The sequence below is a fragment of the Enterobacter cloacae complex sp. 382A5 genome (assembly GCF_050031095.1).
Lineage (GTDB): Bacteria > Pseudomonadota > Gammaproteobacteria > Enterobacterales > Enterobacteriaceae > Enterobacter > Enterobacter cloacae.
The window spans coordinates 3,132,862-3,153,953 of sequence record NZ_JBLGVK010000001.1; the positions used below are offsets into that span (position 1 = coordinate 3,132,862).

Sequence of the window (21,092 nt, forward strand, 5' to 3'; positions counted from 1 at the left end):
AATCATCATGGGTGCGTATCTAATCCGCCGTCTCCTGCTGATCATCCCAACCCTGTGGGCCATCATCACTATTAACTTTTTTATTGTGCAAATCGCGCCCGGCGGGCCGGTCGATCAGGCGATTGCGGCGATTGAATTTGGCACCAGCGGCGGAATGCCCGGCGGTGGCGGAGAAGGAATGGGCGCAAGCCATGCCAAAACGGGCGTGGGGAATATCAGCGAAAGCCATTATCGCGGCGGCCGCGGGCTGGATCCGGAGGTGATTGCCGAGATCACCCATCGCTATGGTTTTGATAAACCGATTCACGAGCGCTATTTCAAAATGCTGTGGGATTATGTCCGGTTTGATTTTGGCGATAGCCTGTTCCGCAGTGCCTCGGTCTTAACCCTGATCAAACAAAGCCTGCCGGTGTCGATCACCCTGGGACTGTGGGGAACGCTGATTATCTACCTGGTTTCCATTCCGCTTGGGATCCGCAAAGCGGTCTACAACGGCAGCCGTTTTGATATCTGGAGCAGCACGTTCATTATCATCGGCTATGCCATTCCGGCATTTCTGTTCGCTGTGCTGCTGATTGTCTTTTTTGCCGGCGGCAGTTATTTCGATCTCTTCCCGCTGCGGGGGCTGGTATCCGCCGATTTCAGCACCCTGCCGTGGTATCAGAAAATCACCGACTATCTCTGGCACATCACGCTGCCGGTGCTGGCAACGGTGATTGGCGGATTTGCCGCCCTGACCATGCTGACCAAAAACGCCTTTCTTGATGAAATCCGCAAACAGTATGTCGTCACCGCCCGCGCGAAGGGCGTGGGTGAAAAACAGATCATGTGGAAGCACGTGTTCCGCAACGCCATGCTGCTGGTGATTGCCGGATTTCCTGCCACGTTCATCAGTATGTTTTTTACCGGCTCGCTGCTTATTGAGGTGATGTTCTCGCTTAACGGTCTGGGGCTGTTGGGCTATGAAGCCACCGTGTCGCGGGATTATCCGGTGATGTTTGGCACACTCTACATTTTTACCCTGATTGGCCTGCTGCTGAATATCGTCAGTGATATCAGCTATACGCTGGTCGATCCCCGAATCGATTTTGAGGGCCGATGATGCCGCGTTTAAGCCCCGTCAATCAGGCCCGCTGGGCCCGTTTTCGCCATAACCGTCGTGGCTACTGGTCGTTATGGATTTTTGCCGTCCTGTTTGTGTTAAGCCTGTGCTCAGAGCTGATTGCCAACGATAAACCCTTGCTGGTGCATTTCAACGACCGCTGGTATGTGCCCGTGCTTAATAACTACAGTGAAAGTGACTTTGGCGGCCCGTTTGCAACACCGGCGGAGTATCAGGATCCGTGGCTGCGCCAGCAGATTGATCAACACGGCTGGGCACTGTGGGCGCCGATTCGTTTTGGCGCCAACAGTATCAATTTCGCCACCACGACCCCCTTCCCTTCTCCCCCGTCCGCGCAAAACTGGCTGGGAACGGATGCCAACGGTGGCGACGTGCTGGCGCGCATCCTCTACGGTACCCGAATCTCGATCCTCTTTGGGCTGATGCTGACGCTCTTCTCCAGCGTGATGGGCGTGGTGGCAGGCGCCGTCCAGGGCTACTATGGCGGTAAAATTGACCTCTGGGGTCAGCGCGTGATAGAGGTGTGGTCAGGTATGCCAACGCTGTTTCTGATCATCCTGCTGTCGAGCGTGGTGCAGCCAAACTTCTGGTGGCTGCTGGGGATCACCGTATTGTTTGGCTGGATGGCGCTGGTGGGCGTCGTGCGCGCAGAATTTCTGCGCACCCGTAATTTTGACTATATTCGTGCCGCACAGGCACTGGGCGTGAGCGACCGTGGGATCATCTTCCGCCATATGCTGCCGAACGCCGTGGTGGCGACACTGACCTTTCTGCCGTTTATTTTGTGCAGCTCCATCACGACCCTCACCTCGCTCGATTTCCTGGGCTTCGGGCTACCGCTCGGTTCCCCCTCGCTCGGCGAGCTGTTGCTGCAGGGCAAAAACAATCTGCAGGCACCGTGGCTGGGCATTACAGCCTTTCTTTCTGTGGCGGTACTGCTTTCGCTGCTGATTTTTATTGGCGAAGCCGTGCGCGACGCCTTCGATCCCAACAAGGCGGTGTAACATGACGCAGCCCCTTCTCAGTATCGATAATCTGTCGATTGCCTTTTCGAAACAGGGTGAGACGCGCACCGTGGTCAGCGATCTGTCGCTGCAGATCCAGCGTGGCGAAACGCTGGCGCTGGTGGGGGAATCCGGCTCCGGCAAGAGCGTCTCGGCACTCTCCATTCTGCGCCTGCTCCCGTCTCCGCCAGTGAGCTACCCGCAAGGGGATATTTTGTTTCACGGCAGCTCGCTGCTGCACGCCGACGAACAGACCCTGCGGGGCGTCCGCGGCAATAAGATTGCGATGATTTTCCAGGAGCCGATGGTCTCACTCAACCCGCTGCATACCCTGGAAAAACAGCTTTACGAGGTGCTCTCCCTGCACCGGGGCATGCGCAAAGAGGCCGCGCGCGGGGAAATCCTCGACTGCCTCGACAGAACCGGCATCCGCAACGCGGCAAAACGGCTGAGCGATTTCCCGCATCAGCTTTCCGGCGGTGAACGTCAACGTGTGATGATTGCCATGGCGCTACTGACGCGCCCGGAACTGCTGATCGCTGATGAGCCCACCACCGCGCTGGACGTCACGGTGCAGGCGCAGATTTTGCAACTGCTGCGGGAGCTACGTAGCGAGCTGAACATGAGTCTGCTGTTTATCACCCATAACCTGAGCATAGTGAAAAAGCTGGCCGACAGCGTCGCTGTAATGCAAAACGGACGCTGTGTAGAGCAGAACACCGCCGCCGCACTGCTGAACGCGCCTCAGCACCCCTATACGCAGCGGCTGCTCGACAGTGAACCCTCAGGCGATCCTGTGCCTCTTCAGGGGGGCAGCGCGCCGTTGTTGAACGTCGAGGGGCTGTCTGTCTCCTTCCCCATCCGTAAAGGTATTCTGCGCCGCGTGGTCGACCAGAACGTCGTGCTGAAGAACATCCGTTTTTCACTGCGCCCGGGCGAGTCGCTGGGACTGGTGGGCGAGTCGGGTTCAGGCAAAAGCACCACCGGCCTGGCACTACTGCGTTTAATTGCCTCGCAGGGCGAGATCCTGTTTGACGGCATGCCGCTGCACCGCTGGAACCGTCGGCAGATGCTGCCGGTACGCCCCCGCATGCAGGTGGTGTTTCAGGATCCCAACTCCTCGCTCAATCCAAGGCTGAGTATTTTGCAGATCATCGAAGAAGGATTGCGCGTCCATCAGCCTACCCTGACGGCTCTGCAACGTGAAAATGAGGTCAGGCGTGTGATGGCAGAGGTAGGGTTAGATCCCGAGACGCGCCACCGCTACCCGGCTGAATTTTCTGGCGGACAGCGCCAGCGTATCGCCATTGCCCGCGCGCTGATCCTCAAACCTGAGCTGATCATCCTGGATGAACCGACCTCCTCGCTGGACAGAACCGTGCAGGCACAGATCCTGACCCTGTTGAAAGGGTTACAGGAAAAGCACCGGCTGGCCTATATTTTTATCAGCCACGATCTACAGGTAGTACGGGCGTTATGCCATCAGGTGATTGTGCTACGGCAGGGAGAAGTGGTCGAGCAAGGTGAGTGCCAGCGCGTATTTACTGCACCGACGCAGAGCTACACGCGCCAGCTGTTATCGGCAGACTAGCACTCAGAAGGGATACTGTCCCGAGAAAGGCTCAGCAATGGCCACGCCAAAGTTCTTCAGGCGGCAGGTTGCGGCAAATTCATCCTGACTTTTAACAAACAGGCACGGCTCGCCTTCACACTCCAGTACGGAACTGTCCACTTCGATATCCGACAGCGCCTGGCTTAAGCGTTCCATTACCGGCCATGCATCTTCGTCGCTCGGGCTAAGCAGTTTGAGCGCGACCAGACAATTCTCGCAACCTGCAACGTTTTGCGGAATCGGTTCAACTTTCGAACCTGCAAAACCCGCCGACCAGCGATAGCTCTGGGGCAAGCGATGGACTATGGAGAGTTGTAATGTATTCACGTTCGATCCCCGGAAGCAAATTTACTTCACAATTTATTTACATTTATAGTAACACATCATCGCCAACCTGCACTATTCAGCGCTTTTTTATAGGTATCCAGGCTCGCGTCGGCGCTATATGTACCCGTTTCTGCGATCTAACTCAACCTTTTTAAATACAATGATGTGACTTTTTACACAAATAGATTTTACATAAAAGAAACAAACACAGGGTAAACGAACGCAAGTTTGGTTGATATGGGTCAACAAAAAGGCCCGTATCGGGCCTGATGTGCAGATTAATGAGCGGCTTTTCGCGGTCGGCTGGCATAAAGACAGAAGAGAATGGAGCTGGTGGCACAGAACGCCATCGCCCACAACATTGGCCAGGCCGTGTTAAAGGTCGCCATTGAGAGTAACGCCCCCACCACGGCACCAATCCCGAAGCGGAACGTCCCCGCCAGCGATGAGGCGGTGCCAGCCATATGCGGGAACTCGTCGAGAATGACCGCCATCGCATTAGATGAGATCATCGAGACGCAGCCAACAAAAGCGGCAACCCCCACCACCAGCGCCCAGAAGCCCACGCCGAAAAACGCGCTGACCACCAGCCAGATAGCCATCACAAACTGGATCCACAGCCCGGCACGGAACATATTCAGTGCTCCAATCCGGCGAACAAAGCGGCTGTTGATGATGGTCATGATGAACAGGAACACAATGTTCAGCGCAAAGTAATACCCAAAGTGCTGAGGGGAAACGTGGTTCAGCTCAATATAGACAAACGGCCCGGCGCTCAGGAAGGAGAACATGCCGGCAAAGCTGAAGCCGCTTGCCAGCATGTAGCTCAGCACGCGCTTGTGGCGGAACAGCGAGGCAAAATTCCCCATTGTGGTACGGATGTGGAATTTCTGGCGGCGCTCGACGGCTAACGTTTCATCAATAAAGAAGAAAATCATCGCCGAGGCCAGCAGTGCGGCAAGCGCCAGGATCCAGAAAATGGCATGCCAGCTGAACCATACCAGCACCGCGCCACCGGCCATCGGCGCCACCAGCGGCGCAATGGTGGTCACCAGCATGACAAATGACATCATGCGGGAGAACTCTTCTTTCGGGTAGATATCACGCATCAGGGCGTTAATCACCACGCTTGCCGCCGCCGCCGCGAGACCGTGGAATAAACGCATCACGATCAGCTGATCGATACTCTGTGCCAGCGCACAGGCCACGGCTGCGGCTGCAAAGATCAGCGTTCCGCCCAGAATAACCGGCTTACGTCCGAGGCTGTCGGCCATCGGGCCATAAAACAGCTGGCCGAGGGCAAAACCGAGAATATAGGTACTGAGCGTCATCTGTGCGCTGCCTGCCGGTACGCCAAACTGCGCCGAAATCACCGGCAGCGCAGGCAGATACATATCAATCGACAGCGGCATTAACATGGCCAGCAGGCCAAGAATGAACACGATTTTGAAAGACGAGTGTGGCCTGGTGGTCACAGGGTTCTCCTGAAATTAATGCGAGGGCAGACCGACGCTGGCGATCTCTTCTTCTGTCAGCGGGCGATATTCGCCAGGCGCCAGATCGGGATCGAGTTCAATTGCCCCAATACGTTCACGATGCAGACCCACAACGTGGTTACCCACCGCGGCGAACATACGTTTCACCTGATGATAACGCCCTTCGCTGATGGTCAGACGGACTTCGGTCGGGGTAATGACTTCCAGCACCGCCGGTTTGGTGAGGTCTTTTTCATTATGCAGCTGAACGCCTTTGGCAAATTGTTCTGCCGTGTCATCTGCCACCGGCGATTCCAGCGTCACCAGATAGGTTTTTTCACAGTGATGACGCGGAGAGGTAATGCGGTGGGACCACTGACCGTCATCGGTCATCAGCACCAGCCCCGTGGTGTCGATATCGAGGCGGCCAGCCGCATGCAGCTTGTGCGCAACCGGTTCGTCGAGGAAATAGAGCACCGTCGGGTGATCCGGATCGTCCGTAGAACAGACGTAGCCTTCCGGCTTATTGAGCATGAAATAGCGCGGGCCGTGCTGCTGGGTGAGCGGGTTGCCGTCATACTCCACCTGATGGTCTGGTTGCAGTTTGAACGCGCTGTCTCTCACAATGTCGCCATCCACGGTAACGCGGCTGGCGCGGATCTCGCGCCCGGCAATAGCACGGCTTACGCCGAGTTGCTGAGCGATAAACTTATCAAGTCGCATGAAATCTTTTTAGCCTTAATGGTGCTGGAAGTCGGACAATGCGTCCGAAAAAGAAGCAGTCAGGAACGGTTCAGTATAATGGTCTGGTTGCGCCACTCAAGGGAAAAAGTTTCGTGGCATACTATATGCGGAATAACGATACAGAGACCCCATGACTTTTACACTTCGCCCCTATCAGCAGGAAGCCGTTGACGCCACCCTGGCCTGGTTTCGCAAACACCGTGAGCCCGCGGCCATTGTGCTCCCCACTGGCGCAGGCAAAAGCCTGGTGATCGCCGAACTTGCCCGCCTGGCGCGCGGCCGCGTGCTGGTGCTGGCGCACGTCAAAGAGCTGGTTGCGCAAAACCATGCCAAGTATTGTGCGCTTGGTCTGGAGGCCGATATCTTCGCCGCCGGGCTAAAGCGGAAAGAGAGCCACGGCAAAGTGGTGTTTGGCAGCGTGCAGTCTGTTGCCCGCAACCTTGAGCTGTTTCGCAGCGAATTTTCGCTGCTGATTGTCGACGAGTGCCATCGCATCAGTGATGACGACGATAGCCAGTATCAGCAAATCCTCACTCACCTGAAAGAGGTGAACCCTCACTTACGCCTGCTGGGCCTGACGGCAACCCCGTTTCGCCTGGGTAAAGGCTGGATTTACCGCTTTCATTATCACGGTATGGTGCGAGGGGATGAGAAGGCGCTGTTCAGCGACTGTATCTATGAACTTCCGCTGCGCTATATGATTAAACACGGCTACCTGACCCCGCCTGAACGGCTGGATATGCCGGTCGTCCAGTACGATTTCAGCCGCTTACAGGCGCAGAGCAACGGCTTATTTAGCGAAGCGGATTTGAACCAGGAGCTGAAAAAGCAAAAGCGCATCACTCCGCACATTATCAGCCAGATTGAAGAGTTCGCTGAAACGCGCAAAGGGGTAATGATTTTTGCCGCCACCGTTGAGCATGCGCGCGAAATCACCGGCTTACTGCCCTCTGGCGACGCGGCGCTGATCACCGGCGAGACGCCCGGCCCGGAGCGCGACAGCCTGATTGAGGCGTTTAAAGCGCAGCAGTTTCGCTATCTGGTAAACGTCTCGGTACTCACCACCGGGTTTGATGCCCCCCACGTCGACCTGATTGCTATTCTGCGTCCGACCGAATCGGTCAGCCTGTATCAGCAAATCGTTGGCCGCGGTCTGCGTCTGGCTCCCGGTAAAACCGACTGCCTGATCCTGGATTACGCCGGTAACCCGCACGATCTCTACTCGCCTGAAGTAGGTACGCCGAAAGGAAAAAGTGACAACGTGCCGGTACAGGTCTTCTGTCCTGCCTGTGGCTTTGCCAACACCTTTTGGGGCAAGACGACGGCTGACGGTACGCTGATCGAACATTTTGGCCGCCGCTGTCAGGGCTGGTTTGAAGATGATGAAGGGCATCGCGAGCAGTGCGATTTCCGTTTCCGCTTTAAAAACTGCCCCCAGTGCAACGCTGAAAATGATATTGCCGCCCGCCGCTGCCGCGAATGTGACACGGTTCTGGTCGACCCTGATGACATGCTGAAGGCCGCGCTGAAGTTAAAGGATGCCCTGGTGCTGCGCTGCTCTGGCATGGCGCTGCAACCGGGAGCGGATGAAAAAGGCGAATGGCTGAAAATCACCTATTACGATGAGGACGGTGCCGACGTCAGCGAGCGCTTCCGGGTGCACACTCCGGCTCAGCGCATGGCTTTCGAACAGCTCTTTATCCGCCCGCATACCCGCACACCGGGCGTACCGCTGCGCTGGATAACCGTAGCGGATATCGTGCATCAGCAGGTGCTGCTGCGCCATCCGGATTTTGTTGTCGCCCGCAAGAAAGGCCAGTACTGGCAAGTCCGTGAAAAGATTTTTGACTATGAAGGCCGTTTTCGTCGGGCCAACGAACTGCGTTAACGACAGGCAGGCCTTGAATAGGAAACGATTGTTTCCTATTATGCATTATCGTATTGCAACAGGACTCACTCATGTCACGTCTTCCCGGTCGCCCGCGTGAATTTGACACCGACGCTGCCATCGACAGCGCCCTGCTCGTTTTCCGCGAGCGCGGCTATCATGCTACCTCAATCAAAGAGCTGAGTGACGCGACGGGCCTTACGGCGGGAAGCCTGTATAAAGCCTTTGGCAGCAAGAATGGCCTGTTTCTCGCGGCGTTCGACCGTTACACCCGGACGCGCTGCGCCGCCCTGCGCCAGCGTACCGAGGCGGCACGCAGCGGGCGAGATAAAATCGCGGCGGTGTTACGTTTCTACGCCGAGAGCAGCCACGGTCCTGAGGGCATACGCGGCTGTCTGGTGGTCGCCAGCGCGACCGAGCTGGCGGTTTTTGATGAGGCAACCGCGCAGTACATCAAAGCCGCCATGCAGCGTACCGAGCAGTTGTTGCTCGAACTGGTTCAGGAGGGCCAGCGGGACGGTAGCCTTTCCCGCGCGCTGCCCACGGAGCAAACGGCACGTAATCTTTTCGCGCTGCTGCAGGGTTACCGCGTGATCGGCAAAAAAGGCCTGTCTGAGGACGAAATCAATAGCGCCGTTAACGCGGCACTCAGCCTGCTCGGCTGAGTTTTTTTAACCAATTAGGAAACGATTATTTCCTATTATTCTGGAGATCGTTATGACCATGCCCATCGCCCCGCAGCACCATTTCACGCTCATCAATGGCATCCGCACGCACTACGTCACCGCCGGAGAACAGCACGCGCAGACGGTTGTCCTGCTGGCAGGTTTCCCCGAAAGCTGGTACGCCTGGCGCCAGGTTATCCCTTTGCTGGCCGAGCGTTACCATGTGATCGCCCCGGACTTACCCGGACAGGGTGATACCGATTGTCCGTCAGAGGGGTATGACACCCACACCCTCGCCAGCCATGTTCATGAGCTGCTGACCCAGCTTGGCGTGCATCGCTACTATCTGGCCGGTCACGACGTGGGAGCCTGGGTTGCCTGGCCTTATGCGGCGATGTACAGCGATGAGGTGATAAAGCTGGCGCTGCTGGACGCCGGCATTCCGGGTATTACCTTACCCGATGCCCTCCCCGTCACCGCGGACCGCGCCTGGCGCACCTGGCATTTTGCCTTTCACGTAATTGCAGACCTGCCTGAATTCCTCATCAGGGGCAAAGAGCGTGGCTATCTGGAGTGGTTTCTGCGTCGCAAAGCGGCAAATCCCCTCACCTTCAGCGAGGCGGATCTTGACGAGTATCTGCGCATTTTTACGCGCGAAGGTGGCTTGCGCGCAGGGCTGGCTTACTATCGCGCTGCCGCCCTCTCCGCTGCGCAAAACCGGGCGCTTAGCGAACGGGGTAAACTCTCTGTTCCTGTTCTGGCACTCAGTGCCGATCAGGGTTCGATTCCTGATATGGCCTCGCCGCTGAGGGCGTTTGCAGAACGCGTTGACGGGCACGTGATCCCCCGTTGCGGCCATTTTCAGCCAGAAGAGCAGCCTCAGGCCGTCGCCGACGCCCTAAGCGGTTTCTTTAGTGGGGATTAATTCATTGCCCTGAGGTGGATTGGGGGCTATAATGCCGCCCGCTTTTGCATCCGCAAAGCAGAACACTCACCTGCTGCTGGGTCGCCTGTAGTAGGGTTTTAAATACAGAGAGAAATCAATGTTCACTATCGAAGCAGAAGTACGTAACGTGCAGGGTAAGGGTGCGAGCCGCCGCCTGCGTACCGCTAACAAGTTCCCGGCTATCGTTTACGGTGGCGAAGCTGCTCCAGTTTCTATCGAACTGGATCACGACAAAGTATGGAACATGCAGACCAAAGCTGAATTCTACAGCGAAGTTCTGACCATCGTTGTTGGCGGTAAAGAAGAAAAAGTGAAAGTTCAGGCTGTTCAGCGTCACGCGTTCAAGCCAAAACTGACTCACATCGACTTCGTTCGCGCGTAATCGCAAACATGTCGAAAAAAAGCCCCGCTTCGGCGGGGTTTTTTTATGGCGGTTATTTACCGCCAGCGGTGCGACGCTGCAGCTGATCGCGCAGGTTGGGTGGCGTACCTTTAATGGTCAGCGTGTCGGTAGCCGGATCCCAGAAGATACGTTCCCCCAGCAGCATGGCATCAAAGTTGATGGTTAACCCGCCGCCGCTTCCGGCAAATTTGGTTAACTGACGCAGCGTACTGCGATCCGCCGGGAAGCTCTCTTCCAGCTCATACCCTTTCTCAGCAGTAAATTCCTGGAAACTGACTTCACTGACGCCGGCCAGCTCTTTTGACAGCGACTCCAGCTCAATCTCTTCCCCCGCCTGCAGCTGTTCGTTGCAGTAGCTGTAAACCTGCTGACGCACGTTCTGGCGCTCAGATTTATCGAGCTGCGCTTCCGCCGTGAAGTCATCCACCGCCTGCAACAGCCCTTTGTTCTGCGCTTTGGCGTTGAGACCTTCGCTGGCACCGAGGAAGTCCATAAAGAAATCGGCCACTTTACGGCCAACACGCCCTTTGAGGAAGGTCAGGTAGCGCGTCGACTCCGGATTGGTTTCCCACTCGGTCAAATCAATACGCGCAACGATATCCGCATGGTTGATATCCAGATAATGGGTGGAGCTGATATCCAGTTGCTCATTCACGCGCATACTGCTTAAATTGTTCAGCACGGTGACCAGCAGATACTCGACCGCCAGGTAGCGATAGTGGCAGAACAGAACGATACCGCCGTCGGCAAACGGGTATTTTGCCAGTTCGTCGCGCAGACGTCCGGTTGCCGCGCGGCTAAACGCCAGGAAATCTTCTTCACCCTGACGTTGCAGGCGCAGGCTATCAGCCAGTTCACTCTCGTCGCTGAACAGACCATAGGCTTTATTTTTTGCACTGTAGACGCGGTGCAGTTCCGCCATCATTTCCACAACGGTTGCCGTGGGTTCCAGTAACGAATCGCGCAGCACCACTTCAAGGGTTTGCTCATCACGCTTGATAAGCTGGTGCAAGGCAATCTGGTTGATTTCCAGACTCATGATAAACTCTCCTTTTAGACCGGGCGGTATTCAACCACCACCAGGACATGTGTGCAACAACTGATAAAAAAGGGGAAAAAAAGCTGTTGCTACGGTAATATGTTGCCCTTTCATCAACAAACTGATTTTGATTTATGCCACAACATTCCCGATACAGTGATGAACACGTTGAACAATTGCTCAGTGAGCTGGTCAACGTACTGGAAAAACATAAAACACCGACCGATCTCTCCCTGATGGTTTTGGGAAATATGGTCACCAACCTTATCAATACCAGCGTTGCTCCGGCTCAGCGTCAGGCGATCGCCAAATCTTTCGCCCAGGCTTTACTGTCTTCCGTTAGCGACGACCAGGCCCATTAAGGGAAACGAACAACAGTTTATGGTGACGAATCGTCAGCGCTACCGTGAAAAAGTCTCCCAGATGGTCAGCTGGGGGCACTGGTTTGCCCTGTTCAACATTCTGCTGGCGACGCTTATCGGCTGTCGTTATCTGTTTGTCGCAGACTGGCCGACGACGCTAACCGGGCGTATTTACTCCTGGATAAGCGTTGTAGGGCACTTTAGCTTTTTGGTTTTCGCCACCTATCTGCTGATCCTCTTCCCGCTGACGTTTATCGTCATGTCGCAGCGTCTGATGCGATTTTTATCCGCCATCCTTGCAACGGCAGGGATGACGCTGCTGCTTATCGACAGTGAAGTGTTCACCCGCTTCCACCTGCATCTCAATCCCATCGTTTGGGAGCTGGTGATTAACCCCGATCAGAACGAAACGGCCCGTGACTGGCAGCTGATGTTTATCAGCGTCCCGGTGATCCTTCTGATAGAGATGCTGTTTGCCACCTGGAGCTGGCAAAAACTGCGCAGCCTGACCCGCCGACGCCATTACGCGAAACCGGTGGCCGCGATCTTTTTCATCTCCTTTATCAGTTCGCACATCATGTATATCTGGGCGGATGCGAACTTCTATCGTCCGATCACCATGCAGCGGGCGAACCTGCCGCTCTCTTATCCAATGACGGCGCGTCGTTTCCTTGAGAAGCACGGGCTGCTGGACGCGCAGGAGTACCAGCGTCGTCTGATTGAGCAAGGGAATCCGGAAGCGGTTAGTGTGCAGTATCCGCTGAGCGATCTGCGCTATCGCGATATGGGACGCGGACAGAACGTCCTGCTGATCACCGTCGATGGTCTGAACTACTCCCGTTACGAGAAGCAGATGCCCGCGCTGGCCGAGTTCGCCAGCAAGAACGTGACGTTCACCCAGCATATGAGCTCCGGCAACACCGCCGATGCGGGCATTTTTGGCCTGTTCTATGGCATTTCAGCCGCCTACATGGACGGCGTGCTTTCTGCGCGCATTCCTGCAGCGCTGATCACCGGGCTCAATCAGCAGGGATATCAGTTAGGGTTGTTCTCCTCAGACGGCTTTAACAGCGCGCTGTACCGCCAGGCGCTGCTGTCTGATTTCTCCCTGCCAGCCGCGGAAAGCCAGTCGGACGAGCAGACCGCCAGTCAGTGGATTAACTGGCTGCAGCGTTATGCGCAGGAAGATAACCGCTGGTTCTCCTGGGTTGCCTTTAATGGCACCACGCTCGATGACAGCAATCAGAAAGGCTTTGCGCGCCGCTACAGCCGTGCAGCAGGCAATGTTGATGACCAGATTAGCCGCGTGCTTGATGCCTTACGCGAATCCGGCAAGCTCGAAAACACCGTGGTGATCGTGACGGCAGCCCACGGCGTACCGCTGGGCGACGAAGCGAAGAGTATGAGCTGGTCGCGGCCGAATCTGCATGTTCCGCTGGTAATCCACTGGCCGGGCACCCCCGCTCAGCGCATTAACATGCTCACCGAACATAAAGATGTGATGACCACGCTGATGCAACGGCTGCTGCACGTCAGTACGCCGGCAAATGAGTATTCACAGGGGCAGGATCTCTTCAGCGCCACGCGTCGCCACAACTGGGTCACGGCAGCGGGCAATGATACGCTGGCGGTCACCACGCCAATGCTGACGCTGGTATTGAACAATAACGGAAACTATCAGACGTATAATCTGCAGGGTGAACGGCTGAAAGACCAGAAACCGCAGTTGAATCTGCTGCTACAGGTTCTGACGGATGAGAAACGGTTTATCGCTAACTGATTAATTATAAACCAGTTAGCCTCAGATTCCCTTGCATTCAAAACGGAATCGAGTAGTATTCATTTCATGCGTCGGCACGTAGCGCAGCCTGGTAGCGCACCGTCATGGGGTGTCGGGGGTCGGAGGTTCAAATCCTCTCGTGCCGACCAAAACTATTTAAAAACCAGCCATATGGCTGGTTTTTTTATGCACAAAAAAAGCCAACCCGCAGGCTGGCTTTTGAGATCGTAAGTGAACGCTTAGTGCTTGTCGCGCCCGCCAAGGAAGAAAATACCCAGCGGAATGGCAAGCAGGACGGTGAACACCAGGCTGTAAACGAAGATCATCGCCGACTGCAGGACATACATGCTGGTCGTCCACGCAGAGAGTGGAATGTTGTACTGTTCGATGACGCCGACAATGGTTGCCCGGCCCACGCACGCGGCCGCAATCATAAACACAACCAGCAGCGCCAGGAGGAACTTACGGCCTTCAGGTGTTTTCAGTTTTGCACGAATCATCTCTCTTCCCTTTACAGATGAATAACATTATGTATGCCTTAAAATAACACGATCTGCCGCCAGACTCCACAGAAGTACAAACCACCACAAAAATGGCACTGCATTAGCTCATTACACTGCTTTTATTGAAAATATAAGTAAATCACGCTAATCATTCATGGGCGTTATGCTAATCTCATCAGGATGGTTTTGACATAAAGGAATGACTGTGAAAAACGCACCTAAATTTGCCCTTGCCCTGATCGCCGCCGCGTGCGTCAGCACCAGCGCCTTCGCAACTGAAAGCCAGAAGGTACAACCTCTGGAAAAAATCGCGCCTTATCCGCAAGCGGAAAAAGGCATGAAGCGTCAGGTGATCCAGTTACCGGCTCAGCAAAATGAAGCGAATTTCAAAGTGGAACTGTTGATCGGCCAGACGCTGGAAGTGGATTGCAACCAGCATCGTCTCGGCGGACAGCTGGAAAGCAAAACGCTGGAAGGCTGGGGCTACGACTACTTTATCTTTGATAAAGTGACGTCACCGGTTTCCACCATGATGGCCTGCCCGGATGGCAAGAAAGAGAAGAAATTCGTGACCGCGTATCTGGGTGATAACAGCCTGTTACGCTACAACAGCAAGCTGCCAATCGTGGTGTATACGCCGGAAAACGTGGAAGTGAAATATCGCGTGTGGAAGGCGGATGAAAATATCGGACAAGCGGTAGTACGTTAAGAATAAGTCGGGTGGCGGCTTCGCCTTACCCGACCCGGAATGGGTGTGCTCTGGTGCCCTCACCCCAACCCTCTCCCACCGGGAGAGGGAGAAAACACTAAAAACGGTAACGGATGTTACCGTTTTGCTTTTACCTTACAGCGCGATATCCGCCACCGGTTTGTTTTCTGCCTGCGGCTTCAGCTCCGCTTTTGGTGCAGCATCAGCAGCCTGCGGCTTAACGTATTGCAGCTGCAGTACGCGGCTGGTGTATTCCAGCTCCTGCTCCGTCGCGTCCACGTTACCGTTCAGCTTCGTACCGTAGGATGGAATAATCGTTTTCAGCTTCGCCTGCCATTCCGGCGTGGCGACTTTATCTTTAAACACTTTTTCCATCAGGTGCAGCATGATAGGTGCAGCGGTAGAGGCGCCAGGGGAAGCCCCCAGCAGCGCGGCAATAGTGCCGTCTTTATCGCTTACCACTTCGGTACCCAGACGCAGCACACCGCCCTCTTTCGGATCGCGTTTGATGATCTGTACGCGCTGACCCGCCTGCCACAGACGCCAGTCTTCTTTCTTCGCCTGCGGATAGTACTCTTTCAGCGCCTCGAAGCGTTCTTCATCAGAAAGCATCACCTGGCTAATCAGGTATTTCACCAGATCGAAGTTATCCAGCCCGACATCCATCATTGGCTTCACGTTTGAGGTGGTGGTTGCGCTCAGCAGATCCCACAACGAGCCGTTTTTCAGGAATTTAGTGGAGAAGGTTGCAAACGGCCCGAACAGCACCACACGCTTACCGTCAAGCATACGGGTATCGATGTGTGGAACGGACATTGGCGGCGCCCCCACGGAGGCCTGACCATACACTTTTGCCAGATGACGGTTCACCACTTCCGGGTTTTCCGACACCAGGAACTGACCGCCCACCGGGAAGCCCGCGTAGTCGTCCGCTTCCGGAATACCGGACTCCTGCAGCAGTTTCAGCGCCGCACCGCCCGCACCAATAAAGACAAACTTTGCCTTGATAACGTGCTCGGCTTCGTTGTTTTTCAGATCGGCAACGGTCACGCTCCAGCTGTTGTCAGCGTTGCGCTTAAAGCCACGCACTTCGGTGCTGAGCTGCAGATTGAAGTTCTCTTTTTTCTTCAGAGAGGCCACCAGCTGACGGGTGATTTCGCCATAGTTGACGTCAGTACCAATCTCAGTACGGGTTGCCGCCACCTTCTGGTTCGGGTCACGACCTTCCATCACCAGCGGTGCCCACTCTTTGATCTGCGCGTGATCTTCAGAATATTTCATGCCGCGGAACAGCGTGCTCTGCTGCAGCGCCGCGTAGCGCGCGCGCAGGAAGTTCACATTCTGCTCGCCCCACACAAAGCTCATGTGCGGCACGGTGTTGATGAAGGAGTGCGGATCGTGCAACACGCCGCTGTTCACCTGGTGAGACCAGAACTGGCGAGAAATCTGGAATGCTTCGTTGATCTCTACCGCCTTCTCGATACTAATGGAACCGTCCTTTTTCTGCGGCGTATAGTTCAGTTCCATGAGTGCCGAATGTCCGGTACCGGCGTTATTCCAGCCGTTTGAGCTTTCCTGCGCCACGCCATCGAGGCGCTCGACCATGGTCATTGACCAGTCCGGCTGAAGCTCTTGCAGATAGGTTCCCAGCGTGGCGCTCATGATGCCGCCGCCAATTAAAAGGACGTCCGTTTCCTGCTCTTTTGGTGCGTCAGCTTTCGCCGCCATGGAGACGGTGTTCAGCCCCACGGCCAGAGAAAAGAGCATGGCAGTCATTTTTTTCATAATTTTGCCTTAGTTGAGTAGTGCTTTAAGCGTGGAAATTGCAGGTGAAAAAAGCTGCGGGGGGAACGGTAGCAACTTTTAAATATTGTTTAAAGGTTACGAAATTATTGTAATTGTGAAATTTAATGATGGATTGTTTGTGTGGGATTGCCGGATGAAACTGGCAAGGCGCGTTATTTCTGGTTACTATGCTGCACTTTGTGATCGCGCGCACGGAAGTCCGCCCTAATCTGCGAATTGTTATGTCATTACCCCATGCTTCTCTTTCCCGTGAAGACCAGGTCGCCACGGTGCTGCGTTCCCCTCAACTGCTGCTACGCGAAACGCTGGCAGGCGTAATTACCGCTCTGGCCCTCATTCCTGAGGTGATCTCCTTTTCCGTGGTCGCAGGCGTTGACCCAAAGGTCAGCCTGATTGCCTCTGTGGTGCTGTGTCTGACCCTTTCAGCGTTCGGCGGTCGTCGTGCGATGGTCACAGCAGCTGCGGGCTCCGTCGCGCTGGTGATTGGCCCGATGGTGCATCAGCACGGCGTGCAGTACATCCTGCCGGCGGTCCTGATGGCGGGGATAATCCAGATTCTGTTTGGCGTGTTCGGAATGGCGCGCCTGATGCGCTTTATTCCCCAGTCGGTGATGACCGGTTTCGTAAATGCGCTGGGATTGTTAATTTTCTTCGCGCAGGTTCCCCATTTCTGGAGCCGCAGCCCGCTGATTGTGGGCCTGTTCGTGCTGACGCTGCTGATTGTGCTGTGGGTGCCGCGCTTTGTTAAAAGCATCCCGTCACCGCTTATTGCGATTGTATTGCTCACCCTGTTCACCGTGACCAGCGGACAGGTTCTCCCGACGGTGGGGGATGAAGGTTCTATGAGCAGTGGTTTGCCAGGGCTGACACAGCTGCTCGTTCCGCTGAATATGGAAACGCTCAGCATCATCTGGCCATGCGCGCTGAGTATCGCTTTTGTCGGCCTGCTGGAATCACTGCTGACGGCAAAACTGGTGGATGAACTGACCGCGACGACGTCCAGCAAACGCCGTGAAAGTATCGGTCTGGGCGCAGGGAATATTCTTGCCGGGTTGTACGGCGGGATCGCGGGCTGTGCCATGATCGGACAAACCATCGTCAACGTGGAGATGGGCAAAGGTCGCAGTCGCGTCTCAACTTTTGCAGCGGGCATGGTGCTGCTGGTGCTGGTCACCGCCCTCAGTGAGGTGATGGCAAAAATCCCTATGGCCGTTCTGGCCGGGATCATGGCGATTGTTGCCATCAAAACGTTTAACTGGCACAGCCTTCAGCCTGCCACGTTAAAAAGTGCGCCGATTGCCGAAACGGTTGTGATGCTGATTACCGTTGCAGCAACGGTTTCAACCGGTAACCTGGCCATTGGCGTGCTGGGCGGGATTATTGTGATGGCATTGCTTCCCGCCCGGCTCAAGCGTCGGCTTAAAGAAGAAAAATCGTTGCAAGCCCAAGAAAAATAAAGAAACCGCCGGTATCGGTGATGGCGGTAATCATCACGCTCGACCCCACCGCGGGGTCGCGCCCCAGTTTGGTCATCGTCAGGGGGATAATGACCCCCATCATGGAGGCCACCAGCAGATTCAGCACCATCGCCAGCATCATCACCCCGCCTAACGCCATATCATCGTACAGCCACCAGGTAATGCCGCCCATAATGCCGCCCCACACCAGGCCGTTAATCAGCGCCACCCCCATCTCCCTGAAGATCAGGAAGGCGAAGTTACCCGGCTGAATGTTCTCCAGCGCCAGTGCACGGACGATCATGGTAATAGTCTGGTTGCCGGTGTTGCCGCCAATGCCGGCCACAATCGGCATCAGCGAGGCCAGCGCGACCAGTTGTGAAATGGTGTGTTCAAAGCCGTCGATCACCCGTGAGGCGATAAATGCCGTGCAGAGGTTAATGGCGAGCCATGCCCAGCGGGTTTTCACTGCCTTGCCGACGGAGGCGTGGACGTCATCTTCGGCGCTGATCCCGCCGAGCGCACGTAAATCGTTATCGGTCTCTTCGTAAACCACGTCAACGATCTCATCGATGGTCAGACGCCCCATCAGTTTACCCACAGAATCGACGACCGCCGCGCTCACAAGGTCGTCACGTTCGAAGGTACGGGCCGCTTTTTCCGCGTCGTCTTCCGGGGAGAAGACCATCGGCTCGGTTTCCATCACCTCACTCACCCGCCGCTGGGTGCTGTTGAGCAGGATCGTTTTAAGCTCCAGCTCGCCAAGCAGGGTTTTATCCCGGGAGGTGACGAACAGTTTATCGGTGTTATCCGGCATGCTGCCCAGGCGACGCAGATAGCGCTGCACCGTACCGAGAGTCACATCCGGGCGCACCATGATGACGCCAAACTCCATAATGGCGCCCACGCTGTGTTTGTCATAGTGCATCACCTGACGCACGCGTGCCCGCTCTTCCGCAGGCAGCGAAGCCAGCAGTCGCCCGGTCAGGTTTCGCGGCAGATGCTGAACGAGGTAAATCTGCTCGTCAATGTCCAGCGTCTGCAGGGCATCGAGGATATCCCGGTCGCTCATCTCATCAATGAGATCGTCCCAGACGTTTTCAGAGGCTTCCAGCAACACCTGCCCGCGCTCGTGATCCTGCACCAGACGCCACAGGGCGTGACGCTCTTCCGAGGGGAGGGCTTCCAGGGTATCCGCCAGATCCGGCGGAGGTAAATGAGCAACCAGCGCACCTACCTCAGCAATATCGTCGGCCAGCGTGCCGACATCATATTGCTCAGCCAGGGTCAGTTTGCCCAGTAACGCAGAGGTGACTGCTTTATCCGTCGTGAGGAGCCAGATGAGACGCGCACGTTCCTGGTCGCGCTGCCTGGCACTGTTTTTCTTTAAAACCGACATTAATCATAAATCCATGAAATAAGTTGGCTTTAAGCATAGCGCGGAGATATGTAAATAAGAATAAACAACGGGGCGGGATGGAGAAAAAATCGGCATAACATGCACGATTTATCCCCTCTCCCCGTGGGAGAGGGTTAGAGTGAAGGCTTCAGGCCGTGCGCGCCACCGCATCGCGAGACGCCGCATCGCGCTCTTCACCGGTCAGTTCGCTCAGCTTGCCGTCACGCATCTCCAGCAGCCGGTCGGCGTGAATGAAGTAGTGATCGTCATGGCTGATGGCAAAGATGGTTTTGCCCATCGCCTGCATCAGCGGCAGCAGCACCTGGTAGAACTCGCGGCGGAAATGCGGGTCCTGATCCGCTGCCCATTCGTCCAGCAGAATGATGTCGCGCTCTTCCGCCAGGGCCAGCAGAAGCGCCACGCGCTTTTTCTGGCCTTTCGAGAGCTTCAGGTTGAGGATCTTGCCGTCCTGCAGCTTAAGCTTGTGCGACATCTGCAGATGCGCCAGCCACTTCTCCACCAGCGCCGGGTTAGCCTGTTGCCCTTCCGGCCCCAGCAGCTGATCGAAGAGCCAGACATCGGTGAATACCGCCGAGAACAGCTTGCGATAATCCTCAGGCTTCTCTGCGCTGAGCGCGCGGCCATCCAGCAGAATGTCACCCGATTGCGGCTGATATAACCCCGTCAGCAACATTGCCAGCGTCGATTTCCCGCTGCCGTTACCGCCAATGAGAAACAGCAGTTCGCCGCGATGAATCGTCAGATTGACCGGCCCCACGGAAAAGGCGTTGTCCTGGTAGCGGAATGTGACGTTACGCAGTTCCAGCGTTTGCCAGTTCGGGAAGGCCTGAGGGCGCGGGAACTCGGCTTTGAACGGCGCAAGGTCGAACTTTTTGAGCTTATTGAACGCCACCTGCGCGCTCAGCAAGGTGGGCAATGCACCGACGGCAGAGAGCAGCGGTGTGCGCAAAAACAGCAGCGTCAGGGAGTAAGTTGCCGCTACATTGGTATCGGCCCAGCCCAGGCTGTTGGCCATCCAGAAGACCAGGCCAATCGCGCCCAGCATCATAATGTTCGACCAGTTAACCGCGCTCAGGTGGAAGGTATCGGCACGGATAATATGGTGCCGGTATTCACGCGCGTCCGGGATGTAGAGGTTGTTGAAGATATGCTCGGCACGCTCGCGGTTAAGGGTCAGCTCTTTACGCCCTTCCAATACCGTCTGGTAATCGTTATAGAGTTTGTCCTCGGTTTCACGCAGTACCGCCATGTGTTTGTAGACGCGGGAAACCAGCAGAAAACCACCCCAGATGGTGATAGTAATCCACAGTGCCGTAACGGCCAGCATCTTGCTGGAGAGCCAGGCGAGATAGGCCGCCGAGCCAACAGTCAGGATAATGCCCTGCACCAGCTCCGGCAGACGGACAAACGCAATGGTGATGGCGCGCACGTCGCTGGTCAGTCCCGCCAGCAAAGAGGCGCTGCCGAGCTGCTCGACGCGCTCCACCTGGGTATCCAGGATCCGCTTGATAAACTCGCTGCGCAGGCGGAAGACGAAATGATGCCCGAGGGCCGTCAGCGCCAGCTGGGAACCCAGCGTGACCGCCATCAGCAGCAATAACAACCCCAGAAATTCCGGCAGAACGGACAGCGAGGTGTCGACCATTTCGATCAAACGCACGTTGATGAAGGCGATAAGACCAATACCTAATGCGGCGCTGGCAAGGCTTAGCGCCATTACCGCAATAAAGGGCCAGCGATACTGACGCCAGACAAGAAGAAGTAGTTGCATGCAGGCAATCCGGACAATAAAAATCAGCCAGCAGTGTAAACTGCCCTGCGTTTACATC

The 21,092-nt window shown here is 55.8% G+C and carries 19 protein-coding genes and 1 tRNA gene; 12 read left to right on the top strand and 8 right to left on the bottom strand.

What is annotated here, in order from left to right; all coding sequences use genetic code 11:
• Positions 1–7 precede the first annotated feature (7 nt).
• From ACQG2G_RS14765 to yejF, 3 genes are read left to right on the top strand one after another with little or no spacing between them, the layout of a single operon-like run.
• Complete coding sequence (locus ACQG2G_RS14765) at positions 8–1,102, top strand: microcin C ABC transporter permease YejB (protein WP_038420221.1); 1,095 nt, start codon at positions 8–10, stop codon at positions 1,100–1,102.
• Positions 1,102–2,127, top strand: coding sequence for an ABC transporter permease (locus ACQG2G_RS14770; RefSeq protein ID WP_029883091.1), 1,026 nt, complete (start codon positions 1,102–1,104; stop codon positions 2,125–2,127). Before ACQG2G_RS14765 ends, ACQG2G_RS14770 begins: the two co-directional genes overlap by 1 nt.
• A gap of 1 nt (position 2,128) precedes the next feature.
• On the top strand, positions 2,129–3,718 hold the full coding sequence (gene yejF / locus ACQG2G_RS14775; protein ID WP_061772071.1) for a microcin C ABC transporter ATP-binding protein YejF: 1,590 nt from the start codon (positions 2,129–2,131) through the stop codon (positions 3,716–3,718).
• A gap of 3 nt (positions 3,719–3,721) precedes the next feature.
• On the opposite strand, the gene ACQG2G_RS14780 is transcribed toward yejF, so the two are convergent.
• The 3 genes from ACQG2G_RS14780 to rsuA all read right to left on the bottom strand — a co-directional run bounded on the left by ACQG2G_RS14780 (position 3,722) and on the right by rsuA (position 6,264).
• The gene (locus ACQG2G_RS14780) at positions 3,722–4,066 is read right to left on the bottom strand and encodes a YejG family protein (protein WP_013097988.1); all 345 of its coding nucleotides are present in this window, start codon (positions 4,064–4,066) and stop codon (positions 3,722–3,724) included.
• Positions 4,067–4,344: 278 nt separating this feature from the next.
• A complete protein-coding gene (locus ACQG2G_RS14785) occupies positions 4,345–5,541 on the bottom strand; it encodes a Bcr/CflA family multidrug efflux MFS transporter (RefSeq protein ID WP_013097989.1) in 1,197 nt (398 codons plus the stop codon).
• A 15-nt stretch (positions 5,542–5,556) separates the two neighbouring features.
• Entirely contained in the window at positions 5,557–6,264 is a 708-nt protein-coding gene (rsuA, locus tag ACQG2G_RS14790; RefSeq protein ID WP_013097990.1) for a 16S rRNA pseudouridine(516) synthase RsuA, read from the bottom strand.
• 151 nt (positions 6,265–6,415) lie between these two features.
• Here rsuA and ACQG2G_RS14795 point away from each other — a divergent pair, with 151 nt between their 5' ends.
• From ACQG2G_RS14795 to rplY, 4 genes are all read left to right on the top strand, one after another.
• Positions 6,416–8,173 carry a DEAD/DEAH box helicase gene (locus ACQG2G_RS14795; protein ID WP_061772072.1) on the top strand — a complete coding sequence of 586 codons (1,758 nt, stop codon included), beginning with the start codon at positions 6,416–6,418 and terminating at the stop codon, positions 8,171–8,173.
• A 71-nt stretch (positions 8,174–8,244) separates the two neighbouring features.
• On the top strand, positions 8,245–8,838 hold the full coding sequence (locus ACQG2G_RS14800) for a TetR/AcrR family transcriptional regulator (protein ID WP_248078956.1): 594 nt from the start codon (positions 8,245–8,247) through the stop codon (positions 8,836–8,838).
• Positions 8,839–8,890: 52 nt separating this feature from the next.
• Entirely contained in the window at positions 8,891–9,763 is an 873-nt protein-coding gene (locus ACQG2G_RS14805; RefSeq protein ID WP_061772284.1) for an alpha/beta fold hydrolase, read from the top strand.
• A gap of 118 nt (positions 9,764–9,881) precedes the next feature.
• The gene (gene rplY, locus ACQG2G_RS14810) at positions 9,882–10,166 is read left to right on the top strand and encodes a 50S ribosomal protein L25 (protein ID WP_013097994.1); all 285 of its coding nucleotides are present in this window, start codon (positions 9,882–9,884) and stop codon (positions 10,164–10,166) included.
• A gap of 52 nt (positions 10,167–10,218) precedes the next feature.
• Here the strand turns inward: rplY and yejK are convergent, their stop codons facing one another.
• The gene (gene yejK, locus ACQG2G_RS14815; RefSeq protein WP_013097995.1) at positions 10,219–11,226 is read right to left on the bottom strand and encodes a nucleoid-associated protein YejK; all 1,008 of its coding nucleotides are present in this window, start codon (positions 11,224–11,226) and stop codon (positions 10,219–10,221) included.
• A gap of 134 nt (positions 11,227–11,360) precedes the next feature.
• On the opposite strand from yejK, the gene ACQG2G_RS14820 reads away from it, so the two are divergent.
• The 3 genes from ACQG2G_RS14820 to ACQG2G_RS14830 all read left to right on the top strand — a co-directional run bounded on the left by ACQG2G_RS14820 (position 11,361) and on the right by ACQG2G_RS14830 (position 13,517).
• The gene (locus ACQG2G_RS14820; RefSeq protein ID WP_061772358.1) at positions 11,361–11,588 is read left to right on the top strand and encodes a YejL family protein; all 228 of its coding nucleotides are present in this window, start codon (positions 11,361–11,363) and stop codon (positions 11,586–11,588) included.
• Positions 11,589–11,607: 19 nt separating this feature from the next.
• Positions 11,608–13,368, top strand: coding sequence for an LPS biosynthesis-modulating metalloenzyme YejM (gene yejM, locus ACQG2G_RS14825; protein WP_029883096.1), 1,761 nt, complete (start codon positions 11,608–11,610; stop codon positions 13,366–13,368).
• 72 nt (positions 13,369–13,440) lie between these two features.
• Positions 13,441–13,517: transfer RNA gene (locus ACQG2G_RS14830), tRNA-Pro, on the top strand.
• 90 nt (positions 13,518–13,607) lie between these two features.
• On the opposite strand, the gene ACQG2G_RS14835 is transcribed toward ACQG2G_RS14830, so the two are convergent.
• Entirely contained in the window at positions 13,608–13,868 is a 261-nt protein-coding gene (locus tag ACQG2G_RS14835) for a DUF2534 family protein (RefSeq protein WP_013097997.1), read from the bottom strand.
• Between the two features lie 202 nt (positions 13,869–14,070).
• On the opposite strand from ACQG2G_RS14835, the gene eco reads away from it, so the two are divergent.
• Complete coding sequence (eco, locus tag ACQG2G_RS14840) at positions 14,071–14,580, top strand: serine protease inhibitor ecotin (RefSeq protein WP_029883097.1); 510 nt, start codon at positions 14,071–14,073, stop codon at positions 14,578–14,580.
• A 135-nt stretch (positions 14,581–14,715) separates the two neighbouring features.
• Here eco and mqo read toward each other — a convergent pair whose 3' ends face one another.
• Positions 14,716–16,365 (bottom strand): malate dehydrogenase (quinone), encoded by a 1,650-nt coding sequence (mqo, locus tag ACQG2G_RS14845; protein ID WP_020690675.1) that lies wholly within the window; start codon positions 16,363–16,365, stop codon positions 14,716–14,718.
• A 188-nt stretch (positions 16,366–16,553) separates the two neighbouring features.
• On the opposite strand from mqo, the gene ACQG2G_RS14850 reads away from it, so the two are divergent.
• On the top strand, positions 16,554–17,843 hold the full coding sequence (locus ACQG2G_RS14850; protein WP_061772198.1) for a SulP family inorganic anion transporter: 1,290 nt from the start codon (positions 16,554–16,556) through the stop codon (positions 17,841–17,843).
• Here ACQG2G_RS14850 and mgtE read toward each other — a convergent pair.
• The gene (gene mgtE / locus ACQG2G_RS14855; protein ID WP_013098001.1) at positions 17,806–19,242 is read right to left on the bottom strand and encodes a magnesium transporter; all 1,437 of its coding nucleotides are present in this window, start codon (positions 19,240–19,242) and stop codon (positions 17,806–17,808) included. The two genes, ACQG2G_RS14850 and mgtE, sit on opposite strands and share 38 nt — an antisense overlap.
• Before the next feature lie 148 nt (positions 19,243–19,390).
• A complete protein-coding gene (locus ACQG2G_RS14860; protein WP_061772933.1) occupies positions 19,391–21,034 on the bottom strand; it encodes a multidrug ABC transporter permease/ATP-binding protein in 1,644 nt (547 codons plus the stop codon).
• Between the last annotated feature and the right edge of the window lie 58 nt (positions 21,035–21,092).

Coding starts and splice junctions, on each gene's coding strand:
- ACQG2G_RS14765 (WP_038420221.1), top strand. CDS start 8: ATGGGTGCGTATCTAATCCGCCGTCTCCTGCTGATCATCCCAACCCTG.
- ACQG2G_RS14770 (WP_029883091.1), top strand. CDS start 1,102: ATGCCGCGTTTAAGCCCCGTCAATCAGGCCCGCTGGGCCCGTTTTCGC.
- yejF (WP_061772071.1), top strand. CDS start 2,129: ATGACGCAGCCCCTTCTCAGTATCGATAATCTGTCGATTGCCTTTTCG.
- rsuA (WP_013097990.1), bottom strand. CDS start 6,264: ATGCGACTTGATAAGTTTATCGCTCAGCAACTCGGCGTAAGCCGTGCT.
- ACQG2G_RS14795 (WP_061772072.1), top strand. CDS start 6,416: ATGACTTTTACACTTCGCCCCTATCAGCAGGAAGCCGTTGACGCCACC.
- ACQG2G_RS14800 (WP_248078956.1), top strand. CDS start 8,245: ATGTCACGTCTTCCCGGTCGCCCGCGTGAATTTGACACCGACGCTGCC.
- ACQG2G_RS14805 (WP_061772284.1), top strand. CDS start 8,891: ATGACCATGCCCATCGCCCCGCAGCACCATTTCACGCTCATCAATGGC.
- rplY (WP_013097994.1), top strand. CDS start 9,882: ATGTTCACTATCGAAGCAGAAGTACGTAACGTGCAGGGTAAGGGTGCG.
- yejK (WP_013097995.1), bottom strand. CDS start 11,226: ATGAGTCTGGAAATCAACCAGATTGCCTTGCACCAGCTTATCAAGCGT.
- ACQG2G_RS14820 (WP_061772358.1), top strand. CDS start 11,361: ATGCCACAACATTCCCGATACAGTGATGAACACGTTGAACAATTGCTC.
- yejM (WP_029883096.1), top strand. CDS start 11,608: ATGGTGACGAATCGTCAGCGCTACCGTGAAAAAGTCTCCCAGATGGTC.
- ACQG2G_RS14835 (WP_013097997.1), bottom strand. CDS start 13,868: ATGATTCGTGCAAAACTGAAAACACCTGAAGGCCGTAAGTTCCTCCTG.
- eco (WP_029883097.1), top strand. CDS start 14,071: ATGACTGTGAAAAACGCACCTAAATTTGCCCTTGCCCTGATCGCCGCC.
- mqo (WP_020690675.1), bottom strand. CDS start 16,365: ATGAAAAAAATGACTGCCATGCTCTTTTCTCTGGCCGTGGGGCTGAAC.
- ACQG2G_RS14850 (WP_061772198.1), top strand. CDS start 16,554: ATGCTGCACTTTGTGATCGCGCGCACGGAAGTCCGCCCTAATCTGCGA.
- mgtE (WP_013098001.1), bottom strand. CDS start 19,242: ATGTCGGTTTTAAAGAAAAACAGTGCCAGGCAGCGCGACCAGGAACGT.
- ACQG2G_RS14860 (WP_061772933.1), bottom strand. CDS start 21,034: ATGCAACTACTTCTTCTTGTCTGGCGTCAGTATCGCTGGCCCTTTATT.